The sequence below is a fragment of the Streptomyces sp. GLSS-08 genome (genome assembly GCF_056387915.1).
Map to the genome: position 1 here is coordinate 459,378 of NZ_JBWJAQ010000004.1, position 22,895 is coordinate 482,272.

Below are 22,895 nucleotides of genomic sequence, written 5' to 3' on the forward strand. Positions count from 1 at the left end.
TCCGCATCCATCCGGCCTCTCGGGGCGTCTACTCCGGTATGGAACTGGAGAAGTCGGCCGCCGGATTGCCCGCCGGGCGCGAAGCGCCGCAGGGCGAGGGGTGCCTGGCCGTCGCGATCCGCATACCGGTGCGGATCGTGGTGCTCGTGCTGGTCGTGCCGGTGCGGCTCGGGTGGGACGCGCTGGTCGTCGGCGGCCGGTTCCTGCGGGACACCGTGCTGCGGCCGGCCGGACGCGCGCTGGCGTGGCTGGCGTGGGCGGTGTTCGTCCAGCCCTGGGTGTTGCTGTGGCGGTACGCCGTCGTGCCGGTGGGCAAGGGGCTCGGGTGGCTCACGTACCGCCTGCTGGTCGTGCCCGTGGTGTGGCTCCACCGGACCGTGCTGACGCCGGTCGGCCATGCGGTCGCCCGGGCCGCGCGCGGTGCCGGCGCCGGACTCGCCCGGATCCTCCGCGGCGTGTGGGCGGGGCTCGCCTGGTTCTTCGGTGGTGTGCGGGCGGGGCTCACCTGGTTCTTCCGGGGTGTGCGGGCCGGGCTCACCTGGTTCTTCCGGGGTGTGCGGGCCGGGCTCACCCGGCTGTACGCGCACGTCCTGACGCCTGTCGGGCACGGGCTCGCCTGGCTGGTCAGGGGGCTCGGGCGCGTCCTCGGGGCCGTCGGTCTCGGCGTGTACACCGCCCTCGCCTGGCTGGCGAGATATCTGATCGTCGTACCGGCACTGTGGCTGTACGAGTGGATCCTCGCCCCTGTCGGGCGGGGGATCGCCTGGGCCGCGCGGGGGCTCGTACGGCTCGTACGGCTGATCTTCGTCGGGATCGGTGCCGTCCTCCACTGGACGCTGAGGATCCTCTTCGTGCTTCCCGCGCTCGCCCTGTGGCGGTGGGTCCTCGCGCCGGCCGGCCGTGCGCTCGTGGTCGTCGGCCGGGAGATCGGCGCGGCGCTCGGGCACGCCTGGCGGGTCGCCGGACACGTCTCGCTCGCCGTCGGGCGCTTTGTCGCCCGGCTCCTGCGGCTGCTCTTCGTGGAGCCGGTCAAGTGGGTCTACCGCACCGTGCTCACCCCCGCCGGGCACGTGATCCGCGACGCGGTGCTGCGTCCCGCGGCCGACGCCGCCCGCAGTGCGGGCCGCACGGCACGGCAGGCCGTCACCGCGGCCCGGGAGTCCGTCCGGCAGGCCCGCGCCGACTTCCGCAGGGCGCTCTTCGGCACGCCCCCGGAGCGGCGGACGGTGGCCCGGCGGGAACCTGAAGCCGGTGACACACGTACTCTAGGCAGCAGAACGACCGCTCTCACGAAGGACTGAACGACACTGGGCAAGCGACAGCCCGAAGGCCCGCCGCCCGCACCCGCGGTGCAGCGCATCCGACTGCGCTACACCAAGCGCGGCCGCCTCCGGTTCACCAGCCACCGTGACTTCCAGCGCGCCTTCGAGCGCGCGTTGCGCCGTGCCGAGGTGCCGATGGCGTACTCGGCGGGGTTCACGCCGCACCCGAAGGTGTCGTACGCCAATGCCGCACCCACCGGCACGGGCAGTGAGGCGGAGTACCTGGAGATCGCGCTCACCGAGGCGCGTGATCCCGACAAGCTGCGCGAGCTCCTCGACGAGTCGCTGCCCACCGGGCTCGACATCACCGAGGCCGTCGAGGCCCGCACCTCGGGTCTCGCCGACCGGCTCACCGCGTCCGTGTGGGAGCTGCGCCTCGACGGCGTGACGCCCGAGGACGCCCGGCGTGCGGTCGACGCCTTCAACGCGGCGGAGACCGTCGAGGTGCAGCGCAGGACGAAGAACGGAATGCGCACCTTCGACGCCCGCGCCGCCGTCGCCGGGCTGGAGGCCCACGGCCCCCGGTCCGAGGCGTCGAGCTCGCCGGACGGGGCACACGATCCACAGGCCGATAGGCCGACGGACCGGCCCTGTGCGATACTGCGGCTGGTTGTTCGGCACGTGACGCCTGCCGTACGACCCGACGACGTCCTGTCCGGTCTCCGCGCCGTGGCCGACCTGGCGCCGCCGGTCGCCGCAGCGGTGACCAGGCTGGCGCAGGGGCTGTTCGATGAAGAGACCGGCACGGTGACCGACCCGCTCGCGCCCGACCGCGAGGCAGCCATGGCCGCCCCGGCCGATCGTCCAGGGGTCGCCGGCACTGCCGCCGCGAAGGCGCCGGTGCCGGAAGGTTCCGCGTAAGGACGGATGTCGTAGCGCCGCCCTGGCACTCGGGAGCCACCTGGGTCGGGCAGCGCACCGACCACAAGACTTTCGCCAGGCCGTGCGCACACATGGCGTACGGAACCGGCGAGACAGGACACAGAGAGCTCCCGTGCGGCGCCCGCGCCCCGGACGGCGGCACCGCGCATCGCGCGAGCCGCGGACGTCACCGGATTCATCCGGGCCAGGCGCGGCGCCCGGGAGCCTGACGGGAGATCCACCCGCATGCTCGAGCCGACCGAACCCGCCGAGCCCTCCACGGGCTCCGCCGACAACACCAGCCCCAGCGACACGCTGCCGCCGCGACGCCGTCGCCGCGCCGCCTCGCGTCCCGCGGGCCCGCCGTCCGCCGCCTCCGAAGCGGCGGCCGAGACCACCGCGCCTGCCGTACCGGCCGCGTCGTCCGCCGAGCTCGTCACGGACGAGACCGTGACCGATGCCACGGACACGCCCGAGGCGCAAGAGAGCGAAGAGACGGCGGCCGAGGCCCCCGTCACCACCGGCGCCGAGGCCCCCGCCGCCGAGGACGGCGCCCCGCGCCGCGCCCGGCGCCGTGCCACCCGGCGTGCGACCGCGCCCGTCGCCGCTCCGACGGCCGACGTCGGGGCGGAGACCGTGCTGCCCGCCGTCGCCGCGTCCGAGACCCCCGAGCCCGCGGCCGAGTCCGCCGCCCCCGCCGGGACGGTGACCGAGCAGGCCGACGACGACGCCGCGCCGCGCCGGTCCCGCAGGCGGGCCACCCGTCGCGCCTCCGCGCCCGCCGGCGCACAGGCCCCGGCCGAGTCCGCGGCCCCCGCGGACGTACCGGCCGACACGGCCGTCGAGGCCGCCCCCGTCGAGGCCGCTCCCGTCGAGGAGGCGGCCCCCGCCCGCCGTACCCGGCGCCGTGCCTCCGCACCCGCCCGTACGGTCGAGACGGCCGAGGCCGCGGACCAGGCCCCCCTCACCCCGGCGGACGAGTCCGCCCCCGCCGCTGAGCCGGTGGAGTCCCCCGAGGCGGCCGAGGACGCCGCCCCCCGTCGCTCCCGCCGCCGCGCCACCCGCCGCGTCTCCACCCCCGCCGGTACGCCCGAGGGCGCCACCGCCGACGAGCCGGTGGAGGCGCCCGTGACCGGCGAGAGCCTGCCCGAGGAGCCTGCCGCGACGCCTGCCGCCGTGGCGGAGCCCGCCGCCGGGACCGCGCAGTTCACGCAGTCCGAGGAGGTGGCCGCGCCGCGCCGCGGCGGCCGTCGCCGTGCCACCCGCCAGGCCGCCGCCGGTTTCTCCGCGCCCGCGCCGGAGACCGACGAGGGCGACTCCACCCGACGTCCCGCGCGCCCCGCCGTGGCCGTCTTCCAGGCACCGGTCTTCGCCGAGCCGATGTTCCAGACCCCGGAGCGGGCCGCCGCTGCCGCCGCCGAGGAGGTCGAGGAGCCGGTCCAGGAGCCCGCGGAGGAGCCCACGGAGACGGTGGAGGCCGTCGAGGAGCAGGCCGGCCCGCGCCGCCGCCGTCGCCGCCGCGGCGACCAGGAGCCCGCCGCGAGCGCGCAGGTCGCGCCGAAGCCCGAGCCCGAGCCCGAGGAGACCGTCGACGAGGAGGAGTCCGCCGAGGACGCCGTCGAGGGTGACGACACCGAGGACACCGGCTCCCGCCGCCGTCGCCGCCGCGGTGGCCGCCGCCGTCGCCGTGGTGAGGCCGGCGACTCCGACACCGACTCCGGTGACGACGAGTACGCCGACGAGCAGGCAGCGCAGGACGCCGAGGACACCGCCGAGCAGACCGAGGACGACGCCGAGGACGCCGACGAGCGTGAGGAGGCGGGCGGTTCCGGCTCCAGCAGCAGCCGTCGCCGCCGCCGTCGCCGCCGTCGCGCCGGTGACTCGGGCGTTGAGGTCGAGACCGCGGACAGCGACCCCGAGCGGACGGTCGTGAAGGTCCGCGAACCGCGCAGCAAGAAGGACGAGCACCCGTCGGACGAGGTGCAGTCCATCAAGGGCTCGACCCGTCTCGAGGCCAAGAAGCAGCGCCGCCGCGAGGGCCGCGAGCAGGGCCGCCGGCGCGTTCCGATCATCACCGAGGCCGAGTTCCTGGCCCGCCGCGAGGCCGTCGAGCGCGTGATGGTCGTGCGCCAGAACGGCGACCGCACCCAGATCGGCGTCCTCGAGGACAACGTGCTCGTCGAGCACTACGTCAACAAGGAGCAGTCGACCTCGTACGTCGGCAACGTCTACCTGGGCAAGGTCCAGAACGTGCTGCCGTCGATGGAGGCCGCCTTCATCGACATCGGCAAGGGCCGCAACGCCGTCCTGTACGCCGGTGAGGTCAACTTCGAGGCGCTGGGCATGGCCCACGGCCCGCGTCGCATCGAGTCCGCGCTGAAGTCCGGCCAGTCGGTCCTCGTCCAGGTGACGAAGGACCCGATCGGTCACAAGGGCGCCCGGCTGACCAGCCAGGTGTCCCTGCCGGGCCGCTACCTGGTCTACGTGCCCGAGGGCTCGATGACCGGCATCAGCCGCAAGCTGCCCGACACCGAGCGCGCACGGCTGAAGACCATCCTCAAGAAGATCGTCCCCGAGGACGCGGGCGTCATCGTGCGCACCGCCGCCGAGGGCGCCAGCGAGGACGAGCTGCGCCGTGACGTCGAGCGGCTTCAGGGGCAGTGGGAGGACATCCAGAAGAAGGCGAAGAGCGGAAACGCTCCGACCCTGCTGTACGGCGAGCCGGACATGACCGTCCGCGTCGTGCGCGACATCTTCAACGAGGACTTCACCAAGGTAATCGTCAGCGGCGACGAGGCGTGGGAGACGATCCACGGATACGTGTCCCATGTGGCGCCCGATCTGACCGACCGGCTGTCGAAGTGGACCTCCGAGGTCGACGTCTTCGCGACGCACCGCATCGACGAGCAGCTGATGAAGGCGCTGGACCGCAAGGTCTGGCTGCCGAGCGGCGGTTCGCTGGTGATCGACAAGACCGAGGCCATGATCGTGGTCGACGTCAACACCGGAAAGTTCACCGGGCAGGGCGGCAACCTCGAGGAGACCGTCACCAGGAACAACCTGGAGGCGGCCGAGGAGATCGTGCGTCAGCTGCGGCTGCGCGACCTCGGCGGCATCGTCGTCATCGACTTCATCGACATGGTCCTGGAGTCCAACCGGGACCTCGTGCTGCGGCGGCTGCTGGAGTGCCTGGGCCGGGACCGTACGAAGCACCAGGTGGCCGAGGTCACCTCGCTGGGCCTCGTGCAGATGACCCGCAAGCGGGTCGGCCAGGGCCTCCTGGAGTCCTTCTCGGAGACCTGCGTCCACTGCAACGGCCGCGGTGTCATCGTGCACATGGAGCAGCCGACCTCCGTCGGTGGCGGCGGCAAGCGCAAGAAGCGCGGCCGTGGCGGCGAGCACACGCACGAGTACGAGCTCGAGGCCGCGGAGACGTTCGAGGCCGAGCCGGAGGACGAGACCGAGGCCGAGGTGGCCGCGGAGGCCGCCGTGCCGGCCGCGCTGCCGGCCCCCGAGTTCCAGCCGGACGAGGAGCTGTACAGCAGCGCCGCCGAGGCCGAGGCCGCCGCGTCCCGGGGCCGTTCGCGGCGCAGGACCGGCCGGCGTGCGTCCGCTCCGGCGGGTGCGCCGCGGGGCGAGGAGCGTGCTGCCAAGTCCCGGGACGCCGCCGAGTCGGAGCCGGTGGCCGTCGAGGACCCGGTCGTCGAGGCGCCCGCGGCCCCCGTGGAGGCACCTGTGGCCGCCGAGGCCCCCGCGGAGCTCGCGCCCGCCCAGGAGGCTCCGGCGCCCGAGGTGTCCGCTCCGCAGGGCCGTACGCGCCGTCGGGCGACCCGCAAGGTGTCGGCCCCCGCCGGTTCGCCCAAGGCGTCCGACGAGGCCGCCGCGGTGACGGTCGCGGTCTCCCCGCAGCCCGTCGCCGAGCCGAGGCCGGAGCCCGTGTCGGAGCCGGTGGCCGAGTCGTCGGCCGCCGGGCAGGCCGAGGCGCCCGCCGAGAGCGCCGCCCCGGCCCGCCCGCGCCGCCGTGCCGTCCGCAAGGCGACCGCGCCCACCGCGTCCGAGGAGGCGGCCGTCGTGGTCGTCCCGTCGGCCGCGGCGGAGACCCCCGCACAGGACTCCGCGCCCGAGGCGGCCGGTGCCGAGACGCCGGCCGAGGAGCCGGCGGAGTCGGCACCGGCGAAGAAGACGGCCCGCAAGACGGCCAAGAAGGCGACCGCGAAGAAGGCCGCCACGAAGAAGACCGCGGCCAAGAAGACGGCCGCGAAGAAGACGACGGCGAAGAAGGCGGCGGCCAAGACCACCAAGACGGCCGCCAAGTCGACGTCGAAGAAGACCGCGGCGGCGGAGCGGACGGTGTCCACCGTCACGGCCTCCACCGACGAGGACTGAGCAGACCGCACGCCCCCTGCCCGGTGGTGACCACCGCCGGGCAGGGGGCGTACGTATGTGCGGACGGAGCGGGAACGGACCGGGGCGCGGTCGCCTGAGCGGGGATTTTTGTCTGTCCTGACGGGTTTTCAGGGCTTCGCCGCTTCCGCGGCCACCCCCCGCCGCTTGGAACACGATCAGCTACATGTAAAACTCAAGCAGTCACACTGATGAACTCACGGGCGGCGTTGGGGAGACGGCTTGCTCGTGTCACGGGAGGGGATCTCATGGCGCGCGTGCGCCTGACGGGCACGGGGCGGCACCGCGCTGTGAAGCCGGTCAAGGGAGGACGCCAGGCCGTCGCGCTGGCCACGGTGCTGTCGGCCGCGGGGGTGCAGGCGGCGACGTCGGCGGGCACCGCGGAGGCGGTGGGCGGTCCGACGTGGACCGAGGGGCCGATCTTCAACGACCCGCTGGGGACCACGGATCAGCAGTACGCGATCCGCACCCGGCTGATCGAGCTGACCAACGCGGCGCTGCCCGGATCGGTCATCAAGGTCGCGGTGTACCACGTGTGGGAGGCGTCCGTCGTCAACGCCCTGGTGGCCGCGAAGGACCGCGGGGTCAACGTCCAGGTCCTGCTCGACGAGTCCAGCGTCAGCGACCGTCCGGCCAACACGTCGTACAGCACGCTGGCCGCGGGTCTCGGCACCGACCGCGCCAAGGGCTCGTACGTCAGCACGTGCCCGGCGAAGAAGTCCTGCCTCGGCGACCCGAAGTTCGGGCAGTCGATCATGCACAACAAGTTCTGGCTTTTCTCCGCGGTCCAGGGCGCCACGAACGTGGTCGTCGAGACGACGTCGAACTCGACGCCGTCCGCGCACACCCGTTTCTTCAACGACGCGCTGCTGCTGCCGAACAACCCGACGATGTACGACGCGTACTCGGACTACTTCGACACGATGGTGGCCCGGGACTGGGCGTCCTGGAACTACCGCACCGTCAGCAACGGTCTTTACAAGGCGTACTTCTTCCCGCGCGAGGGCAACACGCGGGACACCGACACCGTCTACTCGGTGCTGAACAACGTCCAGTGCTCGTACAAGGACGCCGCCGGGGTCACGCAGAAGACCAGGGTCCGGGTCGCGATCTTCAAGCTCACCAGGATGGCGATCGCCGAGAAGCTGGTCTCGCTGCAGAAGGCGGGCTGCTCGGTGAGCGTCGTGTACGCGGAGACGGACAGCGCCAAGAGCTCCGGCGGCACCAAGGGCACCTGGGAGAAGCTGCACACCACCGGCGGCCCCTCGGTGCGCTGCTACAACGACGACCGGGACCCGCTGAACCCCGGCCAGAAGCTGACCACGCCGTTCATCATCCACTCCAAGTACATCCTCATCGACGGCATGTACGACGGCGTGCAGAACAAGGTCAGCTTCACCGGCTCCGGGAACTACACCGGGCCCGCGCTCCGCGAGAACGACGAGTCCATCGTCAAGGTCGACGACGACGCCGTGCACGACATGTACCGGGCGCACTTCGACCGCGTACGGTCGGTCGCGTACCCCGGTGCCGCGGACACCACGGACCTGTGCAGGGGCGTGAAGCCGCTCCCGGACGACGGCGAGAAGCCGACGACGTGACGTGCGGCACGGTCGCGGGGCCCGGCCTGGTTTGACCCTTTCGGCTGCGGCCCCGTAACCTGGATCGTCGGCGTGTCCCCTGGCACGCCGCATCCCCGTAAACCTCTTCCTCCCGGCGCCCGCGCTTCGGGAGAGGCCGCTCGCGCAAGCCTGCGGCTGGACTGCGGGGTCCCGATCCGAGTGAGAGAGAGATCCGCGTGTACGCCATCGTGCGCAGCGGTGGTCGCCAGCACAAGGTTGCTGTCGGCGACATCGTTGAGGTTGACAAGATTTCCACCGCCAAGGTTGGCGACACGGTCGAGCTCTCGACCCTGCTCGTTGTCGACGGCGACGCCGTGACGAGTGACCCCTGGGTCCTCGACGGCATCAAGGTCCAGGCCGAGATCGTGGACCACCACAAGGGCGCGAAGATCGACATCCTTCGCTACAAGAACAAGACCGGCTACCGCCGTCGTCAGGGCCACCGCCAGCAGTACACGGCGATCAAGGTCACTGAGATCCCCGCGGCTGCGAAGTAAGGGACTGAGGAGAGATGGCACACAAGAAGGGCGCATCGTCCACCCGGAACGGTCGCGACTCCAATGCTCAGCGGCTCGGCGTGAAGCGCTTCGGCGGTCAGGTCGTCAACGCCGGTGAGATCCTGGTCCGCCAGCGTGGCACCCACTTCCACCCCGGCGCCAGCGTCGGCCGTGGCAAGGACGACACGCTGTTCGCGCTGACCGCCGGTGCGGTGGAGTTCGGCACCCACCGCGGCCGCAAGGTCGTGAACATCGTTCCGGTCGCCTGATCCAGTCCCTCTAGGGCCCAGGCTCCGCGGAACAGCTTTCTCGCGAGGCGGACCTCACTTCCCGGTCGGGAAGGCGGGTCCGCCTTTCGCGTGTTACCCAAGAGACATTCCGTACGTACAGAAGTAACCGAAGTGCTGGAGGCACCCCACCATGACCACCTTCGTGGACCGCGTCGAGCTGCATGTCGCCGCGGGTAGCGGAGGCCACGGCTGTGCCTCCGTACACCGGGAGAAGTTCAAGCCGCTCGGCGGCCCCGACGGCGGCAACGGAGGCCGTGGCGGTGACGTGATCCTGGTCGTCGACCAGTCCGTCACCACGCTGCTCGACTACCACCACAAGCCGCACCGCAGCGCGACCAACGGCAAGCCCGGCGAGGGCGGCAACCGTTCCGGCAAGGACGGCCAGGACCTGATCCTGCCCGTCCCGGACGGCACGGTCGTCCTCGACAAGGCGGGCAACGTCCTCGCCGACCTGGTCGGCAACGGCACCTCCTACGTCGCCGCCCAGGGCGGCCGCGGCGGCCTCGGCAACGCGGCGCTGGCCTCGGCCCGCCGCAAGGCCCCCGGTTTCGCGCTGCTCGGCGTGCCCGGCGACTTCCAGGACATCGTCCTGGAGCTGAAGACGGTCGCGGACGTGGCCCTGGTCGGCTACCCGAGCGCGGGCAAGTCCTCCCTGATCTCCGTGCTGTCCGCCGCCAAGCCGAAGATCGCGGACTACCCGTTCACGACGCTCGTCCCGAACCTCGGCGTGGTCACGGCAGGCGAGACCGTCTACACGATCGCCGACGTGCCCGGCCTCATCCCCGGCGCCAGCCAGGGCAAGGGTCTCGGCCTCGAGTTCCTCCGCCACGTGGAGCGCTGCTCCGTCCTCGTCCACGTCCTGGACACGGCGACCCTCGAATCGGACCGCGACCCGGTCTCCGACCTCGACATCATCGAGGAGGAGCTGAAGCAGTACGGCGGTCTCGACCGGCGCCCGCGCATGGTCGTCCTGAACAAGATCGACGTACCGGACGGCAAGGACCTGGCCGAGATGGTCCGGCCCGAGCTGGAGGGTCGCGGCTACCGTGTCTTCCAGGTGTCGGCCGTCGCCCACACGGGGCTCAAGGAGCTGTCCTTCGCCCTCGCCGACGTGATCGCGAAGGCCCGCGCGGCCAAGCCGCAGGAGGAGGCCACGCGCATCGTCATCCGCCCGAAGGCGGTCGACGACGCCGGCTTCACGGTGGCGCAGGAGGAGGACGGCCTGTTCCGCGTCCGCGGCGAGAAGCCCGAGCGCTGGGTCCGCCAGACCGACTTCAGCAACGACGAGGCCGTCGGCTACCTCGCCGACCGTCTGAGCCGGCTCGGTGTCGAGGACCAGCTGATGAAGGCCGGCGCCCGCACGGGCGACGGCGTCGCCATCGGCCCCGAGGAGAACGCGGTCGTCTTCGACTGGGAGCCCACGGTCATGGCCGGCGCCGAGATGCTCGGCCGGCGCGGCGAGGACCACCGCTTCGACGCTCCCCGTCCCGCCGCCCAGCGCCGCCGCGACAAGCAGGCGGAGCGGGACGAGTCGGAGAAGGAGTACGACGACTTCGAGCCGTTCTAGCCGTTCCCGGCAACCGCGCCCGATGGTCATGGGACGCCCCGATCCGCACGGATCGGGGCGTCCCTGCATGTGGGGCCGCTCCTGGCGCGCGTCTCGGCCCGGGCCAAGTCGGCTGATTGCAGGGCGCGTTCGCCGCGTGACGATCTGCGATGCGGGGGGTGAAGCCCACCGCGCGCGCCCCGTGCGGCCAGGCGAACCTGCTGTCGCCGGACCCCGGCCGGTGGAAACGCCATCTGTGCGAGGTCCTCGGCCGCGACCTCACGGACGGCGAGCGTCGCGGGCTGCCGGCGGCGGTCTGCCCGGACTGACCCGGACGCCGTGCACATCGAGGCCCCCGGGAGCGCTGCTCCCGGGGGCCGTCGGCGTACTGCGCAGGACCTACGCGGTGACCGAGTCCTCCGCGCCGTTGTCCTCGGTCTCGACGGCCTCCAGGCCCTGGTCGGACTCCTGGGCCGTCTCCTGGGCGGCGCTGCGCTGGGAGGGGATCTCCGCGGCCAGACGCGACTCCATGCGCACCCGGCGCTCGTCGGCCTTGGTGCACAGGGCGGCGATCGCCGCGTCGAAGCGGGACAGGGACGGTGGGTCCGAGGGGCCCAGCAGGTGTTCCTTGAGCTCGGCGCGGGCCGCGGTGAACAGGTCCTTCTCGGGGGAGCGCACCGACTCCAGCAGGGCCGGGACACCGTCCGCCGCCGGGGTCAGGACGACGCCCGCGGACACCGTCGGGAAGCCCGCGCGGAAGGCGGCCTCGGACATGCCCGAGGTGTTGGCGACGGCGTACGGCTTCTCGCTGGACAGCCAGTCGGAGACGACCGACGAGACATCGCTGATCAGCAGGTCGGCCTGGTTGAAGCAGGCGAAGATCGCCGGACGCGCGTCCGTGATGATCTGGTGCTCCCACTCCGGGAAGGACGCCCAGTACGCGGATTCCCACGCCGTGGTCGCCCGGGCGATCTCCGCCTCGCGGTCACCGTGCGGGGCGCCCTGGAGCAGCATCCGCTCCATCTCGTCCGCGCTGGGCCGGAACGCGGTGGAGGTGAGCCTGTCCAGCTCCGCGGTGCGGCGGGCCAGCTCGGCCGCAGCCTCGGGGCCGGGGCGGGCCCCCGACCGCTTGGTGTTGGCCTCGCGGATCATCGCCTTGATGCGCTCGTTGGCCGCGCCCGCCCGCGGGTCGACGGAGCCGGTCATCGGGTGCGGCTTGTAGAGGAGGCGCACACCGTCGTCGGCGAGCAGCCGCCGGACCATGTTCTCACCGGCCAGGACCACCGAGGTGTTGCCCGGGTTGCCGTCCCAGCCCTCCCAGGTGGGGGCGTACAGGACGGTCGTGTACGTGCCGGTCGGCGCGCCCGAGTAGGGGCGGATCGGCGCCAGCTGCGGGCGGCCCACCTCGACGATGTCCTTGTTCTCGACGCCGACCTCGGCCAGCAGGTAGCGCTCGCGGGCCGCGGGTCCTGCCACCCACACCTCGTCGTACGCCTTCGCGTACGGGTTGCAGGAGGACAGCTTGTCGCTCTCGCCGTGGTTGGTGAACGCGTGCTTGATCGTGGGGATGCGCAGCACCTGCGAGGTCTTCGCGGCGTTGGCCGGGTGCAGCATCATCTTCAGCGTCGAGTTCTCCAGCGAGAACATCGTCGAGACCTTCGGGAAGCAGATGATCGGGACGTTCGTCGCGTCGATCTTCTGCACCATGAAGCGCTCACGCAGCACGATCAGCGGCTTGGCGTCGATCTGGGAGAGCGTCGACAGCCACATGTTCGCCTGGTACGCCGACGTCGTGCCGCCGGAGAAGTACATGGCGACCGTCGGCCGGTACTCGGCCAGCCACTTGTCCAGCCACTCCATGACCTGCTGCTCGCTCCTGGCGCGCTTCTTCGGGAGCAGCCAGGTGCCCAGGCGGACGATGCCGCCGATGATCAGCACCAGGGCGGCCCCGACACCGATGCGGCCCCACAGGGCGTCCTGGGTGGCGGCGGTGAGGACCAGGCCGGCCGTCGTCGGCACGGAGAAGGTCAGCAGCCGGTGGCCCTGCCGGCGGGCCAGGATGCGCGGCGGCGCGGTGCTCAGGTTCAGCGCGGAGGCGTCGATGTTCCGCGTGACGATCGGCAGCGTACGGGTGCGGCGCACCAGCACCGCGACGGCCTGGCACGCGAAGTGCAGCGCGTAGAACAGGCACAGCGCGACGAGCAGCGGCGCCTGCTCGCGCTCCGGGTCGATGCCGTCGATCCGCAGCAGCCCCACGAGGACGAGCATGTCGCGCAGCAGCTGGCGCACCGTGACGTCGAAGCGGACCTTGCCGAGCAGCGCGAGCAGACCGGGGTCGCGGTACTGCAGATAGACGTCGAGGGCGAGACCCGCCGCACTCGCGGCGACGAACACCGGGACGTACGGCAGCAGGGCGGAGACGATCTGTGCCGTGAAGAGCGCGAACATCGCGAGCAGCGCGGAAAGCTGCACGATGCGGCGGGGGGCGAGGCCTGCGGAAGGCACGGGCGGGGCTCCTGCGAAGGGATGCGGCGGATGGGAGAAGCGGGGGTGACGACGGCAGGCATGACCTGGCCGACCACTGACCGTATGACCTCTGGCGCCCGGCTAGCAATCTGCGGTGAGAACTATCACCGGAAAACGGGCATCCTGCCGGGAACCCTGTGAACACGGGGGTCGTCCGCCCCTCGGAACGCGGCGGCGCAGGCCGCCCGCGCTCACGTAGATTGCACGTACCGGGCTGGTCGGACCTCGGAGACATTGGGGAAATACGTGTCAGCGGCAAGGCAGGGTGTGGCGGACGCCCACAGGATCGTCGTCAAGGTGGGCTCCTCGTCCCTGACCACCGCCGCCGGCGGCCTCGACGCGGACCGGGTCGACGCCCTCGTCGACGCCCTCGCCAACGGCCGTGGCGGCGGTGAGCGCGAGATCGTCCTCGTCTCCTCCGGGGCCATCGCCGCCGGGCTCGCCCCGCTGGGGCTGCGCCGGCGCCCCAAGGACCTCGCCCGGCAGCAGGCCGCCGCCAGCGTCGGCCAGGGGCTCCTGGTGGCCCGCTACACCGCCTCCTGCGCCCGGCACGGCATCCGCGTCGGGCAGGTGCTGCTCACCTCCGACGACACCAGCCGTCGGGCCCACCACCGCAACGCATCCCGCACCCTCGACAAACTCCTCGCGATGGGCGCCCTGCCGGTCGTCAACGAGAACGACACGGTCGCCACGGACGAGATCCGCTTCGGCGACAACGACCGGCTCGCCGCGCTCGTCGCCCATCTCGTACGGGCCGACCTGCTGGTCCTGCTCTCGGACGTCGACGGCGTGTACGACGGCGACCCCAGCAAGCCCGGCACGTCGCGGATAGCGGAGGTGCGCGGCCCGCAGGACCTGGCGCACGTGGAGATCGGCAGCGCGGGCAAGGCAGGCGTCGGCACCGGCGGCATGGTCACCAAGGTCGAGGCGGCACGCATCGCGGCGGCCGCGGGCATCCCGGTGGTCCTGACGTCCGCCGTGCACGCCGCGGACGCCCTCGCCGGCCGGGACACCGGCACGTACTTCCACCCCACCGGACGTCGCTCGGCCGACCGGCTGCTGTGGCTCCAGCACGCGTCGACCCCGCAGGGCGCGCTCACCCTCGACGACGGCGCGGTCCGCGCGGTCGTCGAGCGGCGCACGTCGCTGCTGCCCGCGGGCATCGCGGCGGTCGAGGGCGACTTCACCGCCGGCGACCCGGTGGAGCTGCGCGACACCGCGGGGCGTGCGGTCGCCCGCGGCCTCGTGAACTTCGACGCCAAGGAGATCCCCCAGCTGATCGGGCGCTCGACCAGGGAACTGGCGCGTGAGCTGGGACCCGCCTACGAGCGGGAGGTCGTACACAGGGACGACCTGGTGCTCCTGCACCCGTAGACCGCGTCCCGGACGTTTCGTGGACAACCGGCCACGGTGGCCCTGAACGGCCGGTTCTCCCGCCCTCCGGCGAGGGACGTTCCGCAAAACCGCCACGCGACGGCGCCGTAGCTGTTCAACTTTGAGGCAGGGAGATTCGGCACGACCATCGGGTGAAGGAGGCCGTCGTGAGACGAGTGCGCCCCGGGGCGGCGGCGTCCCGCGGTGGTGGCACCTCCCGTGCGATCGGCGAGGAGCGGGCCCTCACGAGCGTCGCCGCCGGTGACACGTACGAGGCCGAGGAACCGAAGGACGCCCCCCGGCTCTGGCACGTCACGCTGAGCGTCTCGGGCGGCGAGGCACCCCTGAAGGAGGTCAGGCGGGCCCTCGAACAGCTCGCCCACGACCACCCCTTCCTGCTGACCAGCCGGTACGCCAACGACCACGCGGAGATCCGGTACTGGGAAGAGGCCCGCGACCTGCACGACGCAGCGGCGGTCGCGCTGCGCCTGTGGGGCGAGCACCGGCAGACCGCCAACCTCCCGCCCTGGGAGATCGTCGGCCTCGAGGTCATCGACCGGGAGACGTACCACCACCGCATCGCCGAGGGCTACGGCCCGCTGCCCGCCACCCCGGTGGGCGTCCACCCCTTTTGAGCCGCCTTCGCCGGGTGTCTCGGGGTGTGGGACAACAGCCGAACGGCCCCATTCGGAGCATTAGGCTGCCGTCATGACCACGCTCTCCCCGTACGACTCGATGTCCCCGGTCACCCAGGCCGCCTACCGGGCGAAGGCCGCCGCCGCCGATCTCGCGCCCCTGCCGCGGGCCGAGAAGGACGACGCGCTGCTCGCGATCGCGGACGCGCTGGAGGTCCGTACGAGCGAGATCGTCGCCGCAAACGCCAAGGACGTCGCCCGGGCCCGCGAGGCCGGTACCGGCGAGACGGTCATCGACCGGCTCACGCTCACGCCCGAGCGGGTGCGCGCGATCGCCTCGGACGTCCGCGACGTGGTGGCCCTGCCCGACCCGGTCGGTGAGGTCGTCCGCGGCTCGACCCTGCCGAACGGCATCGACCTGCGCCAGGTCCGCGTCCCCCTCGGCGTCGTCGGGATCATCTACGAGGCCCGCCCGAACGTCACGGTCGACGCGGCCGCCCTCTGCCTGAAGTCCGGCAACGCGGTGCTGCTGCGCGGTTCCTCGTCGGCGTACGAGTCGAACAGCGCCCTCGTGCGCGTGCTGCGCGACGCCGTCGGGGGCGCCGGGCTGCCCGCCGACGCCGTCCAGCTCGTGCCGGGCGAGAGCCGTGAGTCCGTCCGTGAGCTGATGCGCGCCCGCGGCCTGGTCGACGTCCTGATCCCGCGCGGCGGCGCCTCCCTGATCCGCACCGTCGTGCAGGAGTCCACCGTCCCGGTCATCGAGACCGGCACCGGCAACTGCCACGTCTACGTCGACGCCGACGCCGACCTCGACACGGCGATCGACATCCTGATCAACTCCAAGGCCCAGCGGCCCAGCGTCTGCAACTCCGCCGAGACCCTCCTGGTCCACCAGGACATCGCCCCGGAGTTCCTGCCGCGCGCCCTGGACGCCCTCGCGGACGCCGGGGTCACCGTGCACGCCGACGAGCGGGTCGCCGCGTACGCGAAGGACTCGCGGGCCACCGTCGTGGAGGCCACGGCGGAGGACTGGGAGACCGAGTACCTCTCCTACGACATCGCCGCCGCCGTCGTCGACTCGCTGGACCGGGCCGTCGAGCACATCCGGCTGTGGACCTCCGGGCACACCGAGGCGATCGTCACCACCTCGCAGCAGGCCGCCCGCCGGTTCACCAGGTTGGTCGACTCCACGACGGTCGCCGTGAACGCCTCCACGCGCTTCACCGACGGCGGCCAGTTCGGCTTCGGCGCCGAGATCGGGATCTCCACGCAGAAGCTCCACGCCCGCGGCCCCATGGGCCTGCCGGAGCTGACGAGCACCAAGTACATCGTGACCGGGGACGGGCACGTCCGGCGCTGAGACCGCTCCGCGGGAGGGCGTCTCGCCAGGCGGAAGAATTTCCGTACGGTCTGCCCAAAATGACCCCCCAGGTCTACTCTGGATCCGTGCCGGAGGACGTGGGGGGCACGCCGTTCCCGGACGGCTGGGAGCCCGACGACGACCGCGACCGCGGAGGTATGGACGAAGAGTTCGCCTCCGTGGTCTTCGACGAGGACTTCGTGCGGGCGGCCGTGGTCCACGAGCCGACCGCCGTGGAGCGCCTGCTCGCCGCCGCCCAGGCCCGCGCGGAGGCCTCCGAGGAGGCCCGTGGGGCGCACGCCAGGGGCCACGGCGACGAGGACGGCTTCGGCCCCGACGGCAACGGCGGTTTCGGCCATGATCCGGACCTGGACGACCTGGACGCCTTCGACCACATCGAGGGCCCCTACGGGCCGTCCGGGACGTATGCGGGACCCGGTCGCTGGCGCCGCCCCGTCGCCTGGATGCTGGCCCTCCTGATGGGCATCGGCATGGTCGCCCTCGCCTTCACCGCGGTCTACCGGGGCGCTTCGTCCGGCCGCCAGGACCCGGTCCCCCCGCCCGCCCCGACGGGCCTCGAACAGGGCCGGGACAAGGTCACGGGGGTCAGCCCGTCCGTCTCCGCGGACCACTCCCGGCCGGCCGTGTCGGCGGTCCCCCGCACGCCCTGACAGAGCTGGTGAGGACCTGACGCAAGTTGTCCCGTAGCGTCGCGTTTACCGGGGCGCCAGGAGACCTAACCTGAAGGTATGGGCGGGCCTGGAGACCCACCTGAGGGGGCGCCCGAAGGGGCTCCCGCTGGTGGCGAGGACGAGTACCGATCCGTCGTCTTCGACGAGTCGTTCGTCCGCGCTGCCCGTCTGCAGGAGTTCTCCGCCCGGGAGCGCGTGGACGATCACGCCCCCGCCGTACGCCGTCGCCCGCCCCTGCACCGCGGACTGTCCCGGCAGGCGCTGGTCCTCGTCCTGCTCATCGCGATCGCCTTCGGTACCGCGATCTACATGGGCGTACGCCACCCCTACCAGGGCCCCGCCGCCCAGCCCCCCGAACCGCTGCGGATGACGGTGATCCCGCTCGCGCCGCAGAGCGCCGTGCCGGGGGCCGCGAAGGCCGAGGAGCTGTACGCGCACAGCCCGGCCGCCCAGTTCCGCATCGGCGCCGACGGTTTCACCATGCCGGCCTCCCGGCGCACCGCGCACTTCTCGGACAGTCAGGTCGTCACCGCCCTGACCACGGCCAAGGACTACCTGGTCAGGTCCTCGCTGGACCCGGAGGTCCTCACCGGCGACGTCACCCGGCCGGTACGGATACTGCTCGACCCGCAGCAGCTCGACCAGTTCGACCAGAGCTTCGACCACCCGGCGGCGGACGGGCGGCACGCGCCCACCGGCTGGCTGGTGCGCTTCGACCCCGCCCGCGAGGAACTCGCCGGCCACCGGATCCGCGTGCAGGGCACCCTCCAGGCCGCCGAGCCCGACGCGAACACCCTGGAGGTCGTCGCCGACCACACCCTCGTCTACGCGCTGCGGCCCACGGGCTCTGACGCGGAGGCACAGGTGTCGCTGTTCACCGTCCGGCGCGAGCTGCACTTCCGCTTCGACCGCGACGACCTGCGCAGGCACCAGGCGGAACTGGTCCTCTCCTACGTCCAGGCAGGGCCGCTGGCCTGCGCCGAGGACTCGGCCGACCATCTGCGCCCGCTGCTCGCCGGGCAGACGGCGAAGGCGGGCGGGCCGGCCGGTACCGATCCGTACGCGACCGGCGGCGCCACGGCGCTGTGCGGGTCGCTGGCCACGAACGCGCAGCCGAAGGTCTGAACCTGCCCGCGTGCACGTCACCTGCCCGCGTGCACGTCACCTGCCCGCGGGCAGGTCCGTCCGGCGTGGGCCGACTTGCCCGGGTGCGCCCCTGTCCGGCGTTTGGCCGACCCGGGCCGGTGGTGCCCGGGAGCCGTGCCGGCCGCCCCTGTTCAGCCGGTGCCGTCGGGGTGGCCGCTGTCGGGTCCGTCGTCCCGCGACGAGGGTCCGCCCTGGGACGAGGGTCCGCCCTGGGGCGGGGTCTGTGGCCGGTTCGGGTCCTTCGGGGCGTCGCCCGATGCGAAGCCGCCGAAACCGCGCCGCACCCGTCCGCCGAGATCGCCCGCGCCGCCCGCGAGGTCGCTGACCAGCTTCATCAGCGGGTCCTTTGAGTTCTTCACATCGCTGGCGTAGCTCGCGGCCGACTGCCGGAAGGAGTCCGAGACGGAGGCGTCCTGGTCCTCGGTGCGCCGCGGGTAGTGGCCGTCCATGATCCGCTGGTAGTCGCGGGACTCGGCCCACTTCTTCAGCTCGGCCGCGCGCACCGTCGTGAACGGGTGGGACCGGGGGAGGACGTTGAGGATCTTGAGCACGGAGTCGCGCAGGTCGCCCCCGGCCTCGTACTCCTCGGCCTGCGCGAGGAACGCGTCCACGTTCATCTCGTGCAGGTGGTTGCCGCCCGCGATCTTCATCAGGCCGCGCATCGAGGCCCGCAGGTCCTGGCCGACGAGCAGCCCGGCGCGGTCCGCGGACAGCTCCGACTTGCGGAACCACTCGCGCAGGGCGGTGACGATCGCCATGATCGCCACGTTCCCGAGCGGGATCCAGGCCACCTTCAGCGCCAGGCTGGTCAGGAACAGCAGTATCGTCCGGTACACCGAGTGGCCGGACAGGGCGTGGCCCACCTCGTGGCCGACGACCGCCCGCATCTCCTCCTCGTCGAGCAGCTCGACGAGGCCCGTGGTGACCACGACGACCGGCTCGTCCAGGCCGATGCACATCGCGTTCGGCCGGGGGTCCTGGGTGACGTACATCGGCGGGACCTTCTGCAGGTCCAGGATGTAACAGGCGTCCCGCAGCATGTCGTTGAGGTGTGCGAACTGCGCGTCCGAGACCCGTACCGAGTCGGACAGGAACAGCAGCCGCAGGCTGCGTTCGGGGAGCAGTGAGCTGAGTGCCTTGAAGACCGTGTCGAAGCCGGTGAGCCTGCGCAGGGCCACCAGGGCCGAGCGGTCCGCCGGGTGCTCGTAGGTCCGGGAGGAGATCCCCGGGAAGCGCCTGCGCGACCTGCTAGGCACCCTCTCGTGCCCGTTCTGCTCATGGCTGTCGTCGGACATGTGTTCCCCCACGCGTCTGATTGCCCTGTGTCGCCCCCGAAGCGGTCCCCAGCCTAGGCGGAGTTACGGTGGCAGGGCAGCACACCGTAAGGAGCGACCCCATGGAACACATCGCCGCAGCCGCCTGGCTGACCGAGGCCGCGAACGCGGCGGACCAGCAAGGAGGCGGCAATCTGCTGCGAGTCGTGCTGATCGTCTGCGTCGTCGGGATCGTCCTGCTCGCCTGGTTCCTGCTGCGGGGATACAAGCGGGACGACGACGACTGAGACTCCCGGGGCGGTGCCCCGGCCCGCTGAAGGCCGGCTCGTGCCGCCCTCGCCCGCCGCCTCGCCCGGCGCCCTCGTCCACTGCCCTCGCCCGGCGCCATCGGCTTCCCCAACGGCGGAGTCGGCGTGATGGGGGCCGGGGCCCCCGCATACGATGGCCCGGACGTCTTTATCCCGCCCACACCGGATAGGTCCTGCCGAAGATGAGCTTCCACAGCACCGCTGCCCAGTTGGTCACCCTTGCCGCAGAGGGCGAGGAGCACGGCGGCAACCACGAGAGCCTCAGCCCGTACCTGACCGGCGGCGGCGCCTTCGTCGTGCTGCTCCTCCTGCTGTGGATCACCACGCGCTTCAACCGGGACCGCTGAGCCCCGTCCGGGCCGGGCAGGGGGGCCTGTCGGCGGGAGCCCGTCGGCCGGGCCGGTAGGGTCTGCACGCATGGGAGAGCAGGACATGCCTACCGGTCCGGCGAGCGACACGGTGAGCGACGCCGGACGCCGCGCGGCGGACCGCCCGGTGCCGGGCACCGGCAACGCCCCGTCGAGTCCGGGCAAGCGCCGTCTCGGCGTCATGGGCGGAACGTTCGACCCGATCCACCACGGGCACCTCGTGGCGGCCAGTGAGGTCGCCGCCCAGTTCCACCTCGACGAGGTGGTGTTCGTGCCGACCGGGCAGCCGTGGCAGAAGACCGAGCGCAAGGTCGCTCCCGCCGAGGACCGTTACCTGATGACGGTCATCGCGACCGCGGAGAACCCGCAGTTCTCGGTGAGCCGCATCGACATCGACCGCGGCGGCCCGACCTACACCACGGACACCCTGCGCGACCTGCGCGCGCTCAACCCCGACACGGACCTCTTCTTCATCACCGGCGCGGACGCGCTCGGCCAGATCCTGACCTGGCGTTACACGGAGGAACTGTTCTCCCTCGCGCACTTCATCGGCGTCACCCGGCCCGGCCACACGCTGACCGACCCGGGACTTCCCGAGGGCGGTGTCTCGCTCGTCGAGGTCCCCGCGCTCGCCATCTCGTCCACGGACTGCCGTGCCCGGGTCTCCAAGGGCGACCCTGTCTGGTACCTGGTGCCGGACGGCGTGGTGCGCTATATCGACAAGCGCGAGCTGTACCGCGGCGAGTGAGCCGAGAGGGGCACCGGTGAACGACCGATACGACGGGTACGCGGGCGGCGACCCGTACGAACTCGTCGGCTACGACGAGTTCGGGCAGCCTGTGTACCGGCAGGTCCCACAGCAGCAGCCCCCGCAGCAGCAGGGCTACGACCCCTACGGGCAGCAGCAACAGGCTTATGGATACGACCCGTACGCGACCGGCCAACAGCCTTCGGCGCCCTCGTACGACACGGGCGGGCACGAGCCTTCCGCACCGCCCTACGACATAGGCCGGCAGCAGCCGGCGCCCTCGTACGACACCGGCCGGGAGCAGCCCGATCCGCCGTACGACCCGTACGACCCCTCCTACGGCCAGGCGCCCACCGGCACCGCGTACGACCCCTACGGACAGACCTCGGGGACCGGCCGGCAGCCGCGGGTCGCCGAACAGACCGCGTACATCCCGCAGCAGCCGGGCCCCGCGGAGGACGGTGAACCGCGCGCCGACCGTGACTACCGCACCGAGCAGTTCGCCTTCGTCGAGGACCCGGACGGCGACTCCGAGGACGTCATCGACTGGCTCAAATTCACCGAGAACCGCACAGAGCGGCGCGAGGAGGCCAAGCGCCGCGCCCGCAGCCGGGTCGTGGCCCTGGCCGTGGTCCTCGCCCTGGTGGTCGCCGGCGGCGTCGGCTACCTCTGGTACGCGGGCAAGCTCCCGGGCTCCTCGCCGGACGCCGAGTCCGGCACGACCACGTCCGCGGCGGCACAGAAACGCGACGTGATCGTCGTCCACCTGCACAACACCAAGAAGGGCGGCACCTCCACGGCGCTGCTCGTCAACAACACCACCACCCGCCAGGGCGCGACCGTCCTGCTGCCCAACTCGCTCGCCCTGACGGACGACGACGGCACCACGACCACCCTCGCCAAGTCCGTCGACGACGACGGCTCGTCCGGGACGCGCGACGAGATCGACACGGTCCTCGGCACCGACATCGAGGGCACCTGGCGACTCGACACCCCCTACCTGAACAACCTCGTCGAACTCGTCGGCAACATCGGCATCGACACCGACACCGACGTGCCCGACCCCGATGCCAAGGCGTCGAAGAAGGGCGCCGACCCCCTTGTGCACAAGGGGGAGGACCAGACCCTCAGCGGCCGGATGGCCGTCGCCTACGCCACCTACCGCGCCCCGGGCGAGGCCCAGAACGCGCAGCTGGAGCGGTTCGGGCAGGTCATGCAGGGGGTGCTGCGCAAGCTGTCCTCCGACGAACAGGCCGCGACGACCACCGTGCAGACGCTGGCGCAGATCCTCGACCCCTCGCTCAACGACCAGGATCTCGGCTCCTTCCTCGCCAAGCTCGCCGACCACGCCAAGGGCGGCGACTTCAGGACCTCCCTCCTGCCGGTGCAGTCCGACGGCACACTCACCGCGAAAACGAGCGACAGCGTCGTCAAGAACGTCCTCGGCGGCAGTGCCAGGAGCCCGCAACAGGGCGACGCCGTGCGGGTCGGCATCACCAATGCCACCGGTTCCAGGGAAGGCACCGAGAAGGCCCGCGTGGTCCTCATCAACGGCGGCTACACCTTCGTCGACGCCGGCACCGCCGGTGCCTCCGAGAGCGTGTCCCGCATCACCTACGCCGACGCCGGGAGCAAGGACGACGCCGTCGAGGTCGCCAAGACCCTCGGTCTGCCCACGGCATCCGTGCAGAAGGGCAAGGTCACGTCCAACGCGGACGTGTCCGTCGTACTCGGCCGGAGCTACCTGACCTCGTCGTGACCGGGAGCACGCCCCGGCAGGCCCGGGGCGTGCTCCCACCATCACGTGGGGTGCCGTCGGCGGGCCGTGAGACCCTTGAGGTGACCGGTGAGGGTTCTTGCCGCCGACGGGCCGGGACCCGCGGGGTGACCCCGCACCCCGGCCGACCCCTGTTCCCGACCGA

The 22,895-nt window shown here is 72.2% G+C and carries 19 protein-coding genes; 17 read left to right on the forward strand and 2 right to left on the reverse strand.

All coding sequences use genetic code 11. From position 1 onward, the window contains the following. Nucleotides 1-38 precede the first annotated feature (38 nt). From AC0ZLC_RS10105 to AC0ZLC_RS10140, 8 genes are all read left to right on the forward strand, one after another. On the forward strand, nucleotides 39-1,301 hold the full coding sequence (locus AC0ZLC_RS10105; RefSeq protein ID WP_476751599.1) for a hypothetical protein: 1,263 nt from the start codon (nucleotides 39-41) through the stop codon (nucleotides 1,299-1,301). A 48-nt stretch (nucleotides 1,302-1,349) separates the two neighbouring features. Further along, the gene (locus AC0ZLC_RS10110; RefSeq protein WP_476751550.1) at nucleotides 1,350-2,183 is read left to right on the forward strand and encodes a TIGR03936 family radical SAM-associated protein; all 834 of its coding nucleotides are present in this window, start codon (nucleotides 1,350-1,352) and stop codon (nucleotides 2,181-2,183) included. Nucleotides 2,184-2,429: 246 nt separating this feature from the next. Beyond that, on the forward strand, nucleotides 2,430-6,569 hold the full coding sequence (locus tag AC0ZLC_RS10115; RefSeq protein WP_476751551.1) for an Rne/Rng family ribonuclease: 4,140 nt from the start codon (nucleotides 2,430-2,432) through the stop codon (nucleotides 6,567-6,569). A gap of 266 nt (nucleotides 6,570-6,835) precedes the next feature. Then, a complete protein-coding gene (locus AC0ZLC_RS10120; protein WP_476751552.1) occupies nucleotides 6,836-8,188 on the forward strand; it encodes a phospholipase D-like domain-containing protein in 1,353 nt (450 codons plus the stop codon). A gap of 197 nt (nucleotides 8,189-8,385) precedes the next feature. Beyond that, nucleotides 8,386-8,706, forward strand: a complete 321-nt coding sequence (gene rplU, locus AC0ZLC_RS10125) for a 50S ribosomal protein L21 (protein ID WP_358853713.1) — start codon at nucleotides 8,386-8,388, stop codon at nucleotides 8,704-8,706. Between the two features lie 14 nt (nucleotides 8,707-8,720). Beyond that, entirely contained in the window at nucleotides 8,721-8,975 is a 255-nt protein-coding gene (gene rpmA, locus AC0ZLC_RS10130; RefSeq protein WP_354782314.1) for a 50S ribosomal protein L27, read from the forward strand. Nucleotides 8,976-9,126: 151 nt separating this feature from the next. Further along, nucleotides 9,127-10,563, forward strand: coding sequence for a GTPase ObgE (gene obgE, locus AC0ZLC_RS10135; RefSeq protein WP_476751553.1), 1,437 nt, complete (start codon nucleotides 9,127-9,129; stop codon nucleotides 10,561-10,563). A gap of 158 nt (nucleotides 10,564-10,721) precedes the next feature. Continuing rightward, complete coding sequence (locus tag AC0ZLC_RS10140) at nucleotides 10,722-10,871, forward strand: hypothetical protein (protein WP_476751554.1); 150 nt, start codon at nucleotides 10,722-10,724, stop codon at nucleotides 10,869-10,871. A 70-nt stretch (nucleotides 10,872-10,941) separates the two neighbouring features. Here the strand turns inward: AC0ZLC_RS10140 and AC0ZLC_RS10145 are convergent, their stop codons facing one another. After that, nucleotides 10,942-13,047, reverse strand: coding sequence for a hypothetical protein (locus tag AC0ZLC_RS10145; protein ID WP_476751555.1), 2,106 nt, complete (start codon nucleotides 13,045-13,047; stop codon nucleotides 10,942-10,944). Between the two features lie 267 nt (nucleotides 13,048-13,314). Between AC0ZLC_RS10145 and proB the strand changes: the two genes are divergently transcribed. The 5 genes from proB to AC0ZLC_RS10170 all read left to right on the forward strand — a co-directional run bounded on the left by proB (nucleotide 13,315) and on the right by AC0ZLC_RS10170 (nucleotide 18,254). After that, entirely contained in the window at nucleotides 13,315-14,442 is a 1,128-nt protein-coding gene (proB, locus tag AC0ZLC_RS10150; protein ID WP_476751556.1) for a glutamate 5-kinase, read from the forward strand. Nucleotides 14,443-14,618: 176 nt separating this feature from the next. Continuing rightward, entirely contained in the window at nucleotides 14,619-15,077 is a 459-nt protein-coding gene (locus AC0ZLC_RS10155; protein ID WP_476751600.1) for a hypothetical protein, read from the forward strand. Between the two features lie 73 nt (nucleotides 15,078-15,150). Then, the gene (locus AC0ZLC_RS10160) at nucleotides 15,151-16,437 is read left to right on the forward strand and encodes a glutamate-5-semialdehyde dehydrogenase (RefSeq protein WP_476751557.1); all 1,287 of its coding nucleotides are present in this window, start codon (nucleotides 15,151-15,153) and stop codon (nucleotides 16,435-16,437) included. 86 nt (nucleotides 16,438-16,523) lie between these two features. Next, nucleotides 16,524-17,108 carry an SCO2584 family spore wall biosynthesis protein gene (locus tag AC0ZLC_RS10165; RefSeq protein WP_476751558.1) on the forward strand — a complete coding sequence of 195 codons (585 nt, stop codon included), beginning with the start codon at nucleotides 16,524-16,526 and terminating at the stop codon, nucleotides 17,106-17,108. 78 nt (nucleotides 17,109-17,186) lie between these two features. Further along, complete coding sequence (locus tag AC0ZLC_RS10170; RefSeq protein ID WP_476751559.1) at nucleotides 17,187-18,254, forward strand: SCO2583 family membrane protein; 1,068 nt, start codon at nucleotides 17,187-17,189, stop codon at nucleotides 18,252-18,254. A 152-nt stretch (nucleotides 18,255-18,406) separates the two neighbouring features. Here the strand turns inward: AC0ZLC_RS10170 and AC0ZLC_RS10175 are convergent, their stop codons facing one another. After that, nucleotides 18,407-19,570 carry a M48 family metallopeptidase gene (locus tag AC0ZLC_RS10175; RefSeq protein WP_476751560.1) on the reverse strand — a complete coding sequence of 388 codons (1,164 nt, stop codon included), beginning with the start codon at nucleotides 19,568-19,570 and terminating at the stop codon, nucleotides 18,407-18,409. A gap of 101 nt (nucleotides 19,571-19,671) precedes the next feature. On the opposite strand from AC0ZLC_RS10175, the gene AC0ZLC_RS10180 reads away from it, so the two are divergent. The 4 genes from AC0ZLC_RS10180 to AC0ZLC_RS10195 all read left to right on the forward strand — a co-directional run bounded on the left by AC0ZLC_RS10180 (nucleotide 19,672) and on the right by AC0ZLC_RS10195 (nucleotide 22,732). Continuing rightward, a complete protein-coding gene (locus AC0ZLC_RS10180; protein WP_476751561.1) occupies nucleotides 19,672-19,836 on the forward strand; it encodes a hypothetical protein in 165 nt (54 codons plus the stop codon). A 203-nt stretch (nucleotides 19,837-20,039) separates the two neighbouring features. Beyond that, a complete protein-coding gene (locus tag AC0ZLC_RS10185; RefSeq protein WP_097263999.1) occupies nucleotides 20,040-20,204 on the forward strand; it encodes a hypothetical protein in 165 nt (54 codons plus the stop codon). Between the two features lie 70 nt (nucleotides 20,205-20,274). Beyond that, complete coding sequence (gene nadD, locus AC0ZLC_RS10190) at nucleotides 20,275-20,973, forward strand: nicotinate-nucleotide adenylyltransferase (RefSeq protein WP_476751562.1); 699 nt, start codon at nucleotides 20,275-20,277, stop codon at nucleotides 20,971-20,973. A gap of 16 nt (nucleotides 20,974-20,989) precedes the next feature. Continuing rightward, nucleotides 20,990-22,732 carry a LytR C-terminal domain-containing protein gene (locus tag AC0ZLC_RS10195; protein WP_476751563.1) on the forward strand — a complete coding sequence of 581 codons (1,743 nt, stop codon included), beginning with the start codon at nucleotides 20,990-20,992 and terminating at the stop codon, nucleotides 22,730-22,732. Nucleotides 22,733-22,895 lie beyond the last annotated feature (163 nt).